The sequence below is a fragment of the Streptomyces sp. NPDC048277 genome (assembly GCF_040652235.1).
In the GTDB taxonomy this organism is placed as follows: Bacteria; Actinomycetota; Actinomycetes; order Streptomycetales; family Streptomycetaceae; genus Streptomyces.
On sequence record NZ_JBEZLQ010000030.1, the window covers coordinates 84181 to 99022 of the forward strand.

Genomic DNA, 14842 nt, shown 5'->3' on the forward strand with positions numbered 1-14842 from the left:
TGGTGCCGGACGGCGAACCCTGACTTCCAGTCGGAACCCTGACTTCAGAGGATACGAGCGGCTGCTCCGGGATGCCCGTCGACCGGTGGGGCGCCGGAGGGCCGAGGGGCCGCCGGAGTGTTCGGCCGACGGGCCGCCAGGGTGTTTGTAGGACGGGGGCGGGCCCGTTCGGGCGACCCGCTCACCCGACCCGGTGAGCGGGCCGGGCGGCGCGTGTCACCAGCGTGTTCCGGGCGTTGCACCGGCATGGACGGAACCTTCCCGACGCCCTGGCTCCCGGCCCAGCAACCCCGGGCCCTGTACTCCCGCGAGCCGATCTACGCCCAGCTCGTCCGGGAGTGGCGGGCCGAGGGCCGTACCGTGCCGGCCGAGGCCGAGAGCCGGCTGGCCATGGTCCTGGTGCTCCCGTCCCGCCGCTGACCCGGGGCTATTCCTCGCAGATCGGCCGCAGCACCGCCAGCGTGCCGTTGGCCTCCCGCAGCGCCAGTTCCAGCGTGCCCGGGGCGTGCAGCGAGCCGCTGCCGTCGGGCGGCACCAGCCATTCGAGGGAGCGCGCGGGCCGGTACGGCGGCGGTACGGCGACCCATGTCCCCTTGGTCGCGTAGCGCAGCCCCGAGCCGATCCAGCCGCCGGACGGGTCGGGCGGCAGGAAGAAACCGACCCGGCGCGCCGCGGTGTCCACCAGGGTCGGCCCGGGGACCGGCAGCGAGGGTCTCCACAGCAGGTCCAGCGTGAGCAGACCGAGCCGGTCCGGCACGCTCAGCACATCCCAGAAGCGGCCCGCCTCCAGCAGCGAGACCCCCTCGCCGTGGTCCCATTCCCACTTGCACGCCCGGGGGTCCGACGAGGCCGCCGCGAGCCACTCCACGCCCTGCATCCACATCGTGTTCGTCATGCACTGCTCCGGGAAATCTTCGCTCACCTGTCTCGAGTGCGGAGAACGACCGACACCGGGCACCGCGTGCGTCCGCACGCCAACCCGGCATATGCATGCTGGTAGATATTTCTAACTGGCGGAAGGGGTGGCGAACCCTGGCGTTTCAGGGCGTTTGTTCGAACATGGGACGTCAGTTCCGTTTCCGGGTCGCACGGTACAGCGCTCCTCGCAGGGGATCGCGCTCGAATCCATTGCTCCGACGATCGATTCGATCGTCATACCTTGATATGTGGCCGGTATCGGTCGTACGCTCCCGTCGATCCGCCGCCGCAGCTCCCGATCAGGGGTACTTCATGGACCGCACCCGACTGCACACCCTCCTGGCCCGGGAGAGCGCCGAGGCCGAGCGGCGCAATCCCCGCTCCCGAGCCGCATATGCGGGCGCCGACCATCTCTTCGGCCGGGTCCCCATGACATGGATGAACAAGACCGCGGGCGCGTTCCCCCGGTACCTGGCGACCGCGCGCGGCGCCCGGGTCACCGACGTCGACGGGCACACGTACATCGACTTCTGCCTCGGCGACACCGGCGCGATGGCAGGTCACTCGCCGGCCGCCGTCACCGAGGCCGTGCAGCTCCGGTTCGCCGAGCTGGGCGGGGCCACCGCGATGCTGCCGACGGAGGACGCGGAGTGGGTCGGCGCGGAGCTGACCCGCCGCTTCGGCCTCGCCCGCTGGAGCTTCTCGCTCACCGCGACCGACGCCAACCGCTGGGCCATCCGGCTCGCCCGGGCCGTCACCGGCCGCCCGAAGATCCTGGTCAACAGCTACAGCTACCACGGCAGCGTCGACGAGTCCCTCATCGTCGTCGGCCCCGACGGCAAGGGCGCGCCCCGCCCCGGGAACGTCGGCGCGCCCTGCGACGTCACCCTGACCAGCCGGGTCGCCGAGTTCAACGACCTGGAGCAGCTGGAGCGCGAACTCGCCCACGGCGATGTCGCCGCCGTCCTCATGGAACCCGCGCTCACCAACATCGGCATCGTGCTGCCCGAACCCGGCTACCTGGCCGGCGTCCGCGCCCTGACCCGGCAGTACGGCACGCTGCTCATCAACGACGAGACGCACACCTTCTCGGCCGGGCCCGGCGGCTGCACCGCCGCCTGGGAGCTGGAGCCCGACCTGCTGACCATCGGCAAGGCCATCGGCGGCGGCATCCCGGCCGGCGCCTACGGCCTCTCCGCCGACCTCGCCGAGCGCCTCCTCGCCCGAGACGACCTGGACCTGGTGGACATGGGCGGGGTCGGCGGCACCCTCGCCGGCAACGCCCTCTCGGTCGCCGCGACCCGGGCCACGCTGGAGCACGTGCTCACCGACGAGGCGTTCGCCCGCATGGCCACGCTCTCCGAACGCTTCGAGACCGGCGTCCGCGCGGCCTTCGAGGCGCACGCGCTGCCCTGGTCGGTGAGCCGGCTGGGCGCCCGCACCGAGTACCGCTTCGCCTCTCCGGCCCCGCGTACCGGCACCGAGTCCGAGGCCGCCGCCGACACCGAGCTGGAGGACTTCCTGCACCTCTACCTCGCCAACCGGGGCATCCTCCTCACCCCGTTCCACAACATGGCCCTGATGTGCCCCGACACCACCGAGCAGGACGTCGACACCCACACCGCGGTGTTCGGGGCCGCCCTGCTCGAACTGGCCGGCTGAGAGAGGGAGCCGACGTGCACATGGACGACATCGACCGGGCCATCCTGCGTGAACTCCAGACCGACGGCCGCATCGCCTACGCCGACCTCGGCCCCAGGGTCGGCCTCTCCGCCTCGGCGGCCCGGCAGCGGCTGCAGCGCCTGCTGGACTCCCGGGCCGTCCAGGTCGTCGGCGTCACCGACCCGATGGCCATGGGCGGCCAGGCCATGGCGCTGCTCGGCATCGGCGTGGACGGCGACCCCCGGGCCGTCGCCGACGCCCTCGCCGGCCACCCCGAAGTGGTCTACTCCGTCTTCACCTCGGGTGGTTTCGACCTGTTCGCGGAGGTGGTCACGCCCGGCGCCAAGGACCTGCTCGACTTCGTCAACGACGTGGTCCGGCCCATCGAGGGCGTACGCGAGGTGCAGTCGTTCCCGTACTTCGGCATCCACACCCACCGGTTCCTGTGGGACGTGGGCTGAGACGTCAATCGATGGCGGGCGTCAGCACGAGCATGGTGGCGTCGTCCCGCACCTCGAAGTTCCCGGCCAGGTCCGCCCACACCTGCTCGGTGAGCGGGGCCGTGTCCTTGGCGTGCCTGCCGGCGAGCCCGGCGAGCCGCTCCGGGAGGGGGTAGAAGCACCCTGTCCTGTCACGGGCCTCCCAGACCCCGTCCGAGGCGAGGAACAGCCGGTCGCCCTGCCCCAGCTCGACCGTGATCTCCTTCGGCGGCTCCACACCCGCCAGCGCGAGCCCCAGCGGTGCCCCCGGCGCCACCGCCAGTTCCTGCGCGCGCCCGTCCCGCAGCAGCACGGGCGCCGGATGACCGCAGGCCACCATCCGCACCGACCGCAGATCGGCGGAGAACTCCAGCAGCAGGGCCGTGGCGAACAGTTCCGCGTGCGGTACGTCGGCCGAGTCCACCCTCAGCCTGCGGTCCATCCGCGCCGCCACCGACTCCAGGTCCGGCTGGTCCAGGACCGCCTCCCGGAAGGCCCCCAGCAGCGACACCACCGTGGAGACGGCGGCCAGCCCGTGCCCCCGTACGTCCCCCATCACCGCCCGCACCCCGTACGGCCCGTCCCGCACGTCGAAGAAGTCGCCGCCGACCAGCGTCCCGTGCTGCGCGGCCCGGTACAGCCCCGTGCACCCCACCGCCCCGACCCGCTCCGGCAGCGGGGGCAGCACGGCCCGCTGCACCGCCTCGCCCACCGCGCGCTCGGTGACCAGCTGGGCGTCCCGGTGACTGCGCACATAGGACACGAACACGCTCAGTACCGCGACGAACGTGACCGTGAGCAGGTCGGTGTCACCGGGATGGTTCAGATGCGTGGCCGGCACGTTCAGCAGGAGCACCACCAGACTGCTGAGCACGGCCGTCGCCAGCGGGCCGTACGACAGGACGGCCAGCGGCGGGATGGCGCCGAGCAGGAAACCGAAGTCGTGGCCGTTGGGGCTGAGCAGCGTCGCCGCGGTCACGACCGCCAGCAGTGCGACGGGCAGCACCCGGACCCAGCGTGGCGGCGGCGCACCCTGCAGCCAGCCACGACCGTCCCGATAGCCACGCGACGACCAGCCGCGCACCGAAGTCACATCCCTAAGCTACGCCCGTGCCCGGTCGGCGGGCCCGCTCCGATCTTGAATTGCCGCTGTGGGAAAACCCGTGGACGCGTCCGGGCCGGGCCCCTACCGTATGAACCCACGCCCGAGACCGGACGGAAGGAGGCGAGTGCCGTGTTCACCACACCCATCCAGCGCTCCCTCCCCGTTGTCCGGGCGTGACAGGTCAGAGCTGACCCGGGAGCGCGTCCCGTAGCACGCATCCCGGAGGAATCCGTGACCGATCCGGTCATCATCCGTACGCTCGACGACAGCACCGCCCAGGTCTTCGACACCCTGCCCGACCCGCTGCGCATGCGGGAGAAGCACCGGCGCACCCTGTTCCGCGCCGACTGGAAGCGCGTCGCCCTGCGCGGCGGACGGGTGGTCGCCCGCGCCGCCTGGTGGGGCAGGCCCGAGGACACCGAGCCGCTCCTGATCAACTGGTTCGACGTGGCCGAGGGCGAGGAGGAAGCCGGCGCCGAGCTGCTGCGCGGCGCGCCCTGGCAGGTGGAGGATCTGGAGCTCGACCTGCCCACGGGCTGGCACGACGACCCCGGCCTGCGCACCGCCGCCGAAACCGGCTTCGCCGCCGCCCGCAAGGCCGGCTTCGAGCTGCTGGTGGAGCGCTACAACTACCGCTGGACCCCCGAGTGCGGCCTGCCCGAACGGCCCGGCCGCCTCGTCTTCACCCCCGAGCCCGACGACCGGGTGTTCTTCGACGCCCTGCGCCGCATCCACTCAGCCACCCTGGATGCCCATGCCCGCCGCGCCATCGGGCAAGGGGGGCTGGACCAGGCGGCCCAGGAGGAGATGGACTTCTTCCACTGGATGCCCTCGCCCCGCGAGTGGTGGCAGATCGCCCGCACCCCCGCCGGCGAGCCGGCCGGCATCCACATCCCCGGGCGCAACCCGGCCGGGCCCTGTGTCGGGTTCATCGGCGTACTGCCCGAGCACCGCGGGCACGGGTACGCCTACGACCTGCTCGTGGAGTGCACCCACTTCCTCGTCGAACAGGGCGCCGAGTTCATCGCCGCCGCCACCGACCAGGGCAACCTCCCGATGGCCGCGCACTTCGCCAGAGCGGGCTACCCCGTCGTCCGGGAGCGGGTGAACTTCTGGGCTGCGTCCGCTGTCAGTGCCGGGTGACATGCTGAGAGCGGTGGTGACCGGCGGCTGACGGGAGGGGTCGGCATGGGTTTCGAGGGCGGTGTCTGGCAGGTGCGCGGGGGCCGGGAGCCGGTCGGTGAGATCGTCATCGACGAGGCCGACTTCCCCTGGCTGTCGGGCGGCTTCACCGCCGGACCGGGCTTCGCCGAGGTCCGCGACCTGTTCGCCCGGGAGCTGGTCCTGGCCGAGGACGACGACTGGGAGGCCTGGGAGGAGGTCCACGGCGAGATCCGCCGCCAGGTGTCACTGATCTCGCCGGACGGCCCGGTCCCCGAGTTCCTGCTGCACATCGAGGGGGACCGGGCCTGGTTCAGATGGAGCGACGAACCGTTCGACGACGACGCGTAGCCGGCACCTAGCCGACGTCCTTGCCGAGCATGGTCTCCGCCTCCGTGAGGATCTCGGTGACCCGCAGGCCGAAGGCCGCGTCGCAGGGGTGCGCGCGGCCCGTGCGCGCGGCGGTGACGAGGGCGTCGGCGGCCCGGGTCAGGGCGGGGACCGCTCCTTCCGCGCTCCTCGGCAGGAGCGTCACCCCGGCCTCGCCCCGTAGCTCCACATCGGCCCCGGCCGCCGCCGGGGGCGCGGTGAGGCTCAGTGTCACCGTGCTCGACGCTCCGGTGGCATGGTCGAGGACGAGATGGACGGTGTCCGCCGGGCCGTGCACGGCGGCCGCCACCCGCCGTACGTCGCCCAGCACCGGCAGCAGCACGGACAGGGCGTGCGGCCCCACGTCCCACAGCGCGCCCATCTCCCGCCGCCACGGTGACGCGGCGAACGGGCTCTCGTCGGTGAACACCGCGCCCAGCCACTGCGCCCGCGCCGTGAACCACCCGGCGGTGGCGGCCTGTTCGCCGATCCACGCCTCCGGCTCCGTCTGGAACCGGGTGGTGAAGAACACCACCGAGGCCACCCGGGCCCGCTCGGCCGCCTCCACCACCGCCCGCCCCTCGGCCACGCCGATCGCCAGGGGCTTGTCAAGGAGCAGATGCCGCCCAGCCTGCGCGGCCCGTACCGCCAGCTCCGCCTGCACGGACGGCGGCAGCGCCACCGCCACCGCGTCGACATCGGCGAACAGCGCGTCCACATCGTCGTACGACGGGACGCCGTACTCCTCCGCCAGGTCCGCCGCGGCCTCCGGGCGGCGGCCCCACACCCCGGCGAAGTCCAGCGAACCATGTCCCGCCAGTGCGGGCGCGTAAGCCGCCCGCGCCCAGGGACCGGTCCCCAGCAGTCCGATGCGCATCTCCCGTTCCTTTCTCCGTGCTCTGTTCCACACCGTCGCCCCGCCCGTCAAGGCGTCGTGCTCCGCCCGCCGTTGACGTACGACCGGCACCGCGCGGTGCCGGTCGCCAGCCACTCGGCGATGGACTCGGCGATGGGCTGACCGGTGTCCATCTCGACGAACCCGAACTGGCCCGACTGGTTGCACTCCAGGAACCACCAGATGCCGTCGGCGTCCTCCGCGAAGTCGAAGGCGCCGTAGGCCAGCTCGGCGTCCTTCATATACGTGTGAACGGCCTCGGCGACTCGCGGCGGCACGTCCGCCGCGAGCCAGGGAGAGACGGACGGGGCGAACCGGACGTCCACGTCGTCGGGATGGGCGTCCGGGTGCACCGGCTTGCGGGCGGCCAGCAGTCGCTCGCCGACCACCGTCAGCCGGATGTCGGCCCGCTTGGCGACCCGGCGCTGGAGCAGTGTCGGGCCGAACGCCACCGCCGCGAAGTCGGCGTCCGGCGCGACCCGGCTGGTCGGCACCGCCCGCGGCGGTTCCTGCGGATGCGCGCCCGACACCGGCTTCACCACCAGGTCCGGGAACCGCTCCGCGAACTCCCTGGCCGCCTGCGGGAACGTGGTGATCAGCGTCGCGGGCACGGCGAGCCCGCTGCGCTGCGCCAGCCGCAGCTGCCACGGCTTGTGCCGGGCCTGGCGGGCCGCGTCCGGATGGTTCATCCAGCGCGCGTCGGTCCCGCGCAGCATGCCGTACAGCGCCTGCGAGGACTCCTCGCTCAGCCAGGCGGACGGCTGCGCCGCCCGGGCGGCCGCGACTCCCGGCCTGCGCACCCACACGGAGCGCAGGCCGTTCATGCTCACCAGGCGCCCGTTCACGGACAGATGTCCGCGGCTGACGCCCTGTACATACTCGCCCGACAGGGCCACACCACTGGTCAGATCGGCAGGATCGAGACGGACGACGGGCACGGAGGCCTCGTGGAGCCGGAGGACCACCATGTCCGCCGTCACGTCCTCGTCAGTGGTCAGGATGAGCACGGTCATCGTCGGGGTCCGCGCTCAGTCGTCGAAGTGCGTCTTGGAACCCGCGGTGGAGGTCGTCGTCCCCAGGGCTCTGAGCGTTGCGTGATCGGTGGCCGCGATCCGGCCATCGTGGAGAACGTTCAACTGCAGCCCGGAGTCATACGCGTACGGAGTGGATACGTCCAACTGCACTGCGGGCCGTGCGTAGTTGAGCGCGAACGGTTGCATGGTCTCTCCCTGTTTCGTTCTTCCATGCACTTATACGATTCGAACGCGTGGTTGGTTTCCTTACTCTGCGTAATCTCAGTCCGAATTAAGAGCTTGTTAAGGCAGCAGCGCCGAATCGCCCGCGGACGTGGCCGATTTCACATGCCCGTCCGGCATGTGACGGCGTCAAATGCCCATGATCATCCGGGATGTCGCCAGAGCCTGTTCGGCATAGCTACGCCCGAAGAGTGCGGCATGCACCAGTAGGGGATGGAGTTGGTGCATATCGATGCGCTCCGCCCAGCCGTCGGCCAGGGGAGTCGCCTCCTGGTAGCCCGCCAGGATCCGGTCCAGGCGCGGGCAGCCGAAGAGGCGGAGCATCGCGAGGTCGGTCTCGCGGTGTCCGCCGTGCGCGGCCGGGTCGATCAGCCGGACCCTGCCGTCCGCGCCCCACAGGACGTTGCCGTTCCACAGGTCGCCGTGCAGCCGGGCGGGCGGCTCGGCCGGCCCGGCGAGCTCCGGCAGCCGCTCGCAGACCCGCTCGATCACCGCGGCCTCTCCGGGACGCAGGGTCCCGCGGTCGACCGCCGTGCGCAGATACGGCAGCACCCGGTGCTCGGCGTACCAGTGCGGCCAGTCGGCGCCCGGCTCGTTGCGCATCGGGGCGAGGCCGATCCAGGCGTCCCGCGGGCCGTTCGGCGGGGCCGCCCCGAAGGCCGGGGCGCCTGCGGTGTGCAGGGCGGCCAGGGAGCGGCCGAAGCGCGCCGCCGCCCCGGCGTCCGGACGCCCGGTGGGGACCAGTTCGGTCACCATCCACCGCTCGTCGTGCCCCAGCACCTCCGGCACCGCGACCGCCCCGGCGGCGGCCAGCCAGCACAGCCCGGCCACCTCGGCCTGTACCGCGCCGGGGCCGTCGCCGCGCTTGACCATGACCGCGGTACCGCCCGCGAGCGTCACCTCCGCCAGACGGCCCGACCGCGCCCGCTCACCCGATACCCGCCGCCCGGTGAGCCGGGCTGCCGCCGCGCCCGGCCCTTCGCCGTAGTCGACCACGGCCTCCAGGGTACGGGCCGGCCGCGATCAGGAGCCCCAGGTGCCCTGGTCGACGGCGCAGTTCCACCCCGAGCCGTGCAGGGTGAACTTCACCTTGTAGGTGCTGGTGTTCAGCAGATGCGTCTGCACCTTCACGCCGAGGCTGCTCTTCTTCTTCAGGGTCGCCGTGTACACCGACACCGTCTTCGACGTCCTGTGGGTGACCTTGCCGCCCGAGGCCGTGGCGCTGCCGAAGCGGATGTTCTTGACGTCCGTCACGGTGAACGTGACCTTCTTGAAGCTCTGGCTCGCGCTCTTGTTCTTGACCGCGAAGTGCAGGCCGCCGTCGGTCACCCAGCCGCTGGAGTTCACGTAGAAGCGGCTCGGAAAGACGATGTCGATCGGGCAGCCGGCGCTCTGCGGCGCTTCGGCCCGCGCGGACGCGCCGGTGGCGAGGCCGAGTTGGGCGGCGGTGACGGCGCCGACGGTGGCCAGGATTCCGACGGATGTGCGCATACGGATCACTACGGTGATACCTCCCCCTGTGTTACTCACCGGACTGTAGCGAAGAATCCCACATTCCTCGTCTGAAAGCATGTCAATTTCCACGGGACTTCCACCCATGCCGCTACGGGTTCCGGCGGATGGGGCATCGGGCATCAACGGGAGAAATGTTCGAACTCGGCCTCGGCCCTCTGCAGAGTTGACGCCCGAACCCGTCCGATCGCGTTGCCCAGCAGTTCGGTGAACCACACCGTGCGGTGCGGGCCGGACGGCACCGTCGCGACGGTGACCCTGCCGTCCGCCGTCACCCGGCCGACCCGGCCGGACGCGTCGGTGAACCACACCCCGCCGTCCGGCCCGTTGGCGATCCCGCCGGGGTCGCCGTCCGCGCCGGGCAGCCGGAACCGGGTGACGCGGCCGGTGCGGTCGATCCGGTCGACGGAGTTCGATCCGGACGCGGTGAACCACATCCCGCCCGGCCCGGCGACGATGTCCTCGGGAAAGTCCGCGCGGCTCGGCAACGGGAACTCGGTGACACGGCCGCCGGGTTGGATCCGCCCGATCCTGCCGCCGGCCAGCTCGGTGAACCAGAGCGCTCCGTCGGCGCCGGCCGCGATGCCGTACGGGAGGCTGTTCGGTGTGGGCACCGGATACTCGGCGACCCTGCCCTCGGCCGTGATCCGGCCGATCCGGTCGGTGCCCGGCTCGGTGAACCACAGCGCGCCGTCGCGGCCCGGTGCGATGCCGTCCGGCGCGCTCGCGGCCTTCGGGCAGGGTGAACTCGGTGACGGAGCCGGAGGTTGTGATGCGCCCGGTCCGTCCGGCCGACTGCTCGGTGAACCAGAGGGCGCGGTCCGGTATCGCGGTGATGCCGAAGGGCCCGCTGTCCCGGGTCGGGGTGCGGTAGTCGGCGACCGTGCCGTCCGCCGCGATCCGCCCGATCCGGCCCGCCGCGGACTGGGCGAACCACAGGGCGCCGTCCGGCCCGGCGGTGATTCCCGCGGGGAGGCTGTCGGCAGTGGTGGTGATCGGATACTCCGTCACACTGCCCGTATCGGCACGGGCGGGGGCCGCGACGGCGGACGCACCGGTCATGGCGGCGAGCAGGAGAGCGAGCAGACGGCGGGGGAGGCGACCGGGCATGTGGGGCCCTTCTCGGACGGACTGTCGGATCGAGGCCAGGGCCTGTCGTATGGATCAGGTCGGCTGAGAGAGACTGCGGATTTCTGCCGACCCGAGCGGGGTGTGGTGCGTGCAGCTGCAGGGCGGAGGAGGCGTAGACATAAGCCGCTGCCGCGGCGGGCGACGCGGTGGGGGCACCTCCCGGCCGAAGGCTGGGGGACGTCGGCGAGTGACGACAACGCCGCTGGGGGTACCCCCTCTGGGGGAGTGCGTGCCACACCCCGCGACGCCGACATGATCCAAACGACAGGCCCTAGGCGCGGCGATGTGTCCGGACGGCCTGACCCGTCGGACGGGGGAGGTGACGCCGTTTCGGGAGTGGCCGGAGCGGGCCGATGCGGGAGTGGACCGGGGAAGGCCGGTGCGGGCGTGGACCGGCGCGGCTCGGGAGGCGTCATTGACATCACCGGTCCGTCCCATACCGTAGAACTCCGCACAGCATGTCGCACCGTTTTCGATATCTCGAACGACAGCCCGTGGGGCGAGGAACGGGACTCCTTCGCCCCACGCCCTCGACATGCGGAGGATCTCGTGACCCCCCCCTCGGCAGACGGGCCTTCCTCACCGCGGCCGCCACTGCCCTGACACTGCCGGTCGGCGCCCGCGCCCAGGCCGCACCGGACGAGCAGGTGCCGGACGAGCGCGTACGGCCCTTCCCGCTCACCGCCGTCTCGCTGCTGCCCGGCCCGTTCCAGGACAACCAGCGCCGCAACACCGCCTATCTGCGCTTCGTCGACATCGACCGACTGCTGCACACCTTCCGGCTCAACGCCGGCCTGCCCAGCACCGCCCAGCCCTGCGGCGGCTGGGAGGGCCCCACCGTCGAACTGCGCGGCCACTCCACCGGCCACCTGCTCTCCGGGCTCGCCCTCACCTACGCCAACACCGGCGACACCGCCCTGCGCGACAAGGGCGCCCGGCTGGTCGCCGCGCTCGCCGAGTGCCAGGCCGCGGCACCGGCCGCGGGTTACGGCCAGGGGTATCTCTCGGCGTTCCCGGAGAGCTTCTTCGACCGGCTGGAGGCCGGAACGGGGGTCTGGGCGCCGTACTACACCCTGCACAAGATCATGGCGGGGCTGGTCGAACAGCATCGGCTGGCCGGCAGCGGGCAGGCCCTGGACGTCGTACTGGGCCTGGGGGAGTGGGTCGACCGGCGTACCGCGAAGCTGAGCTACGAGCAGATGCAGCGGGTGCTGGAGACCGAGTTCGGCGGGATGAACGACGTGCTCGCCGATCTGCACGCCCTCACCGGCGACGCCCGCTGGCTGCAGGTCGCCGAGCGCTTCACGCACGCCCGGGTCTTCGACCCCCTCGCGGCCGGCGAGGACCGGCTCGCCGGGCTGCACGCCAACACCCAGATACCGAAGATGGTCGGCGCCATGCGGCTCTGGCAGGAGGGGCTGGCCGACCGCTACCGCACCATCGCCGAGAACTTCTGGCAGATCGTCACCGAGCACCACTCGTACGTCATCGGCGGCAACAGCAACGGCGAGGCGTTCCACGAACCGGACGTCGTCGCGGGCCAGTTGAGCAACAGCACCTGCGAGAACTGCAACAGCTACAACATGCTCAAGCTGACCCGGCTGCTGCACCTGCGGACCCCGGACCGCACCGACCTCCTCGACTACTACGAACGCACCCTGTTCAACCAGATGCTCGGCGAACAGGACCCGGACTCCGCGCACGGCTTCAACATCTACTACACCGGCCTGGCCCCGGGTTCCTTCAAGCAGCAGCCGTCGTTCATGGGCACCGACCCCGACGCCTACTCCACCGACTACGACAACTTCTCCTGCGACCACGGCACCGGCATGGAGACGCAGGCCAAGTTCGCCGACACGATCTACACCCACGACGAACAGCGGCTGCTGGTCAACCTGTTCATCCCGTCCGAGGTGAAGTGGGCGGAGAAGGGCATCACCTGGCGCCAGGAGACCGCCCTGCCCGACGCCTCCGGCACCGTGCTCACCGTCACCGCCGGATCCGCCACCCACCCACTCCTGGTCCGCATCCCCGGCTGGGCCACGGGTGCCCGCGTGAGGCTCAACGGCCGCACCCTGGCCCAACGCCCCGCCTCCGCGACCTGGTTAACCCTGGACCGGGCCTGGCGCACGGGTGACCGGGTCGAGGTCTCGCTGCCCATGACCACGAGCATCGAGGCGACCCCCGACGACCCCGACGTCAAGGCCGTCCTGCACGGCCCGGTCGTCCTGGCAGGCGCGTACGGTGACACGGCGAACCCCTGGCTGCCCCGCCTGGACACGGACTCGGTCCGGCAGACCTCGGCCACCCCGCTGACCTTCACGGCCCTGGCGGACGGCGAGCCGGTCACCCGGCTGCCGATCGCCCGCGTCCACCACCAGCACTACTCCGTCTACTGGCTCACCGGCCAACCCCCGCCCCCGCCACCGGAGTTCGCCGCCTGGCACCGCTTCGACGAGACCTCCGGCACCGTCGCGTCCGACGCCACCGGCAACGGCAGGTCGGCAACCCTGGCGGGCGGCGCGGGCTGGACCGCGGGCCACCTCGCCGGAGCCGTCGCCCTGGACGGCGCCGACGGCCATGTCGCCCTCGCCGAGGACCTGTTGGCGGGCGCGTCCGCCTACTCGGTGACCACCTGGGTCAAGCTCTTGGGCCAACCGGCAGGCTGGAGCCGGATCTTCGACTTCGGCACCGGAGTCACCGCGAACATGTTCCTCACCCCGCTCAGCGACGCCGGCACCCTCCGCTACGCCATCACCGCGGGCGGCGCCGGGGCCGAGCAGCGCATCGACGCCGACCCGCTGCCCACCGACCGCTGGGTGCACGTGGCCCTGACCTACGGCGCCGGAACGGCCGTCCTCTACGTCGACGGCCAGGAGACGGGCCGCAACACGGCGGTCACCGTCGAACCCCGCCACTTCGGCAACCACATCCGCGCCAACTACATCGGCCGCTCCCAGTACGCCGACCCGTACCTCAAGGCCTCGGTCGACGACTTCCGCGTCCACGGCAGAACCCTGACCCCGGCCGAGGTCACCGCCCTGGCCGGGGCGTGAACGCGTCAGGAACCGGCCGCCACCAGCACCCGCCCCTGTCCCACGGCAGCCTGACGGCGCCGCGCCCACCGCACCGCGGGCGGCGCCGCCAGGCCGGTGACGGCGAACAGCGCGCCCAGGATGTACCAGCCGGGCCGGCCCCAGTCGATGCACAGCCAGATCAGCAGCCCCGGCCCGAAGGCCTCGGCCAGCCCGGCGCCCAGCCCGAACACCCCCAGGTACTGCCCGGTCGCCCGCTCCGGGGCGAGCGCGAAGGACACCTCGAAGCCCGCCGCCGCATGCCACAGCTCACCGACCGTGTGCACGACGACCGCCCCCAGCAGCACGACCGCCGCCACCCACCCCGGCACCCCGGCGGCCAGCGGAATCAGCGCGCAGGAGAGGAGGAACGCCACCCCGGCGCGACGATAGGCGCGCCCGCCGGCCGCGGGCGAGTCGACGCCCCTGCTCGCCCGCACCTGGAACGCGACGACGATCACCGTGCAGGTGAGCATCGTGCCCGAGACGAGCCAGCGCGGCGCGGCCGTCGCCCCGACCAGCCACAGCGGCACGGCCACGGTCAGCACCTTGAACTGCACCGCCATGACCCCGTCCAGGGCGGTCAGCAGCAGATACGGCCGGTCCCGCAGCGCGACCCGGCGGGGGCCGCCGCCGGCGGCGGGAGCGGGTGCGACCGGCGGCAGGGCGAGAAGGACCAGCGCGGAGGCGGCGCAGGACACCGAGAGCCCGGCGACCAGGAGCCGGTACGAGGTGGCCGTGCCGATCTGGACCGCCCAGCCGGCGCCCAGCGCGCCGACGGAGACGCCGACGTTGGTCACGGCCCGCAGATAGGCGCGGAACTCCTGCGGCCGGTCGCCTCCGTAGTGCCGGATCAGCGGAGCGCGGGCCGCCGTTCCGGCCGCCTTCGCGGCGGTCGCCACGGACACCACCAGCACGAACGGCCAGAAGCCGTCCGCCCACAGGAACGCGGCCGTCGCCGGCGTCTGCACCACGAGCGTGGCCGCGTACACACCGCGCGCTCCGCGCCGGTCCGCGAGATGGCCGACGGCGACGGCCACCGCGAGCGAGAACAGCCCGGCCGCGGCGAGCCCGAGCCCCACCTGTCCGGCGGGCAGCCGTACGGCCTCGGTGAAGTACAGGACCCCCGCCGTCAGATAGAGGCCGCTGCCGACCGTGAAGACGAGGTTGGAGAGGGCGAGGACACGCTGCGGTCCGGTGTCCGGCATGAGTCGGGGCACGGCGGGACTCCACGTCGCGAGGCGGCGGTAAGGGTCGCATCAGCTTGTTGCATATTACTT

General features: G+C 72.2%; 15 protein-coding genes. 6 read left to right on the plus strand and 9 right to left on the minus strand.

Annotated features, from left to right (window positions below; translation table 11 throughout):
* The first annotated feature begins 246 nt into the window (after nt 1-246).
* Entirely contained in the window at nt 247-420 is a 174-nt protein-coding gene (locus AB0D85_RS43245; protein WP_362333713.1) for a hypothetical protein, read from the plus strand.
* A 7-nt stretch (nt 421-427) separates the two neighbouring features.
* Here the strand turns inward: AB0D85_RS43245 and AB0D85_RS43250 are convergent, their stop codons facing one another.
* On the minus strand, nt 428-895 hold the full coding sequence (locus tag AB0D85_RS43250) for a hypothetical protein (RefSeq protein ID WP_362333716.1): 468 nt from the start codon (nt 893-895) through the stop codon (nt 428-430).
* Between the two features lie 335 nt (nt 896-1230).
* Here AB0D85_RS43250 and AB0D85_RS43255 point away from each other — a divergent pair, with 335 nt between their 5' ends.
* Together AB0D85_RS43255 and AB0D85_RS43260 are read left to right on the plus strand one after the other, a co-directional pair.
* Nucleotides 1231-2580, plus strand: a complete 1350-nt coding sequence (locus AB0D85_RS43255) for a transaminase (protein WP_362333720.1) — start codon at nt 1231-1233, stop codon at nt 2578-2580.
* 20 nt (nt 2581-2600) lie between these two features.
* On the plus strand, nt 2601-3041 hold the full coding sequence (locus tag AB0D85_RS43260; protein ID WP_362333723.1) for an Lrp/AsnC family transcriptional regulator: 441 nt from the start codon (nt 2601-2603) through the stop codon (nt 3039-3041).
* 4 nt (nt 3042-3045) lie between these two features.
* On the opposite strand, the gene AB0D85_RS43265 is transcribed toward AB0D85_RS43260, so the two are convergent.
* A complete protein-coding gene (locus tag AB0D85_RS43265; RefSeq protein ID WP_362333726.1) occupies nt 3046-4152 on the minus strand; it encodes a PP2C family protein-serine/threonine phosphatase in 1107 nt (368 codons plus the stop codon).
* A 243-nt stretch (nt 4153-4395) separates the two neighbouring features.
* Between AB0D85_RS43265 and AB0D85_RS43270 the strand changes: the two genes are divergently transcribed.
* Nucleotides 4396-5307, plus strand: a complete 912-nt coding sequence (locus AB0D85_RS43270) for a GNAT family N-acetyltransferase (RefSeq protein ID WP_362333729.1) — start codon at nt 4396-4398, stop codon at nt 5305-5307.
* Between the two features lie 45 nt (nt 5308-5352).
* Nucleotides 5353-5676 carry a hypothetical protein gene (locus AB0D85_RS43275; RefSeq protein WP_362333732.1) on the plus strand — a complete coding sequence of 108 codons (324 nt, stop codon included), beginning with the start codon at nt 5353-5355 and terminating at the stop codon, nt 5674-5676.
* Nucleotides 5677-5683: 7 nt separating this feature from the next.
* Here AB0D85_RS43275 and AB0D85_RS43280 read toward each other — a convergent pair whose 3' ends face one another.
* From AB0D85_RS43280 to AB0D85_RS43305, 6 genes are all read right to left on the minus strand, one after another.
* Nucleotides 5684-6571: a Gfo/Idh/MocA family oxidoreductase gene (locus AB0D85_RS43280; RefSeq protein WP_362333735.1), complete on the minus strand. Its 888-nt coding sequence runs from the start codon at nt 6569-6571 to the stop codon at nt 5684-5686.
* Nucleotides 6572-6618: 47 nt separating this feature from the next.
* Nucleotides 6619-7602 (minus strand): ATP-grasp ribosomal peptide maturase, encoded by a 984-nt coding sequence (gene tgmB / locus AB0D85_RS43285; RefSeq protein ID WP_362333738.1) that lies wholly within the window; start codon nt 7600-7602, stop codon nt 6619-6621.
* 15 nt (nt 7603-7617) lie between these two features.
* Nucleotides 7618-7809, minus strand: coding sequence for a putative ATP-grasp-modified RiPP (tgmA, locus tag AB0D85_RS43290; RefSeq protein ID WP_362333741.1), 192 nt, complete (start codon nt 7807-7809; stop codon nt 7618-7620).
* 165 nt (nt 7810-7974) lie between these two features.
* Entirely contained in the window at nt 7975-8841 is an 867-nt protein-coding gene (locus AB0D85_RS43295) for a fructosamine kinase family protein (RefSeq protein WP_362333744.1), read from the minus strand.
* 27 nt (nt 8842-8868) lie between these two features.
* A complete protein-coding gene (locus AB0D85_RS43300; protein WP_362333747.1) occupies nt 8869-9336 on the minus strand; it encodes a hypothetical protein in 468 nt (155 codons plus the stop codon).
* Between the two features lie 143 nt (nt 9337-9479).
* Nucleotides 9480-9971 (minus strand): hypothetical protein, encoded by a 492-nt coding sequence (locus AB0D85_RS43305; protein WP_362333750.1) that lies wholly within the window; start codon nt 9969-9971, stop codon nt 9480-9482.
* A 1122-nt stretch (nt 9972-11093) separates the two neighbouring features.
* On the opposite strand from AB0D85_RS43305, the gene AB0D85_RS43310 reads away from it, so the two are divergent.
* Nucleotides 11094-13544 carry a beta-L-arabinofuranosidase domain-containing protein gene (locus AB0D85_RS43310; protein WP_362333868.1) on the plus strand — a complete coding sequence of 817 codons (2451 nt, stop codon included), beginning with the start codon at nt 11094-11096 and terminating at the stop codon, nt 13542-13544.
* A 5-nt stretch (nt 13545-13549) separates the two neighbouring features.
* Here AB0D85_RS43310 and AB0D85_RS43315 read toward each other — a convergent pair whose 3' ends face one another.
* A complete protein-coding gene (locus tag AB0D85_RS43315) occupies nt 13550-14782 on the minus strand; it encodes an MFS transporter (RefSeq protein WP_362333753.1) in 1233 nt (410 codons plus the stop codon).
* Between the last annotated feature and the right edge of the window lie 60 nt (nt 14783-14842).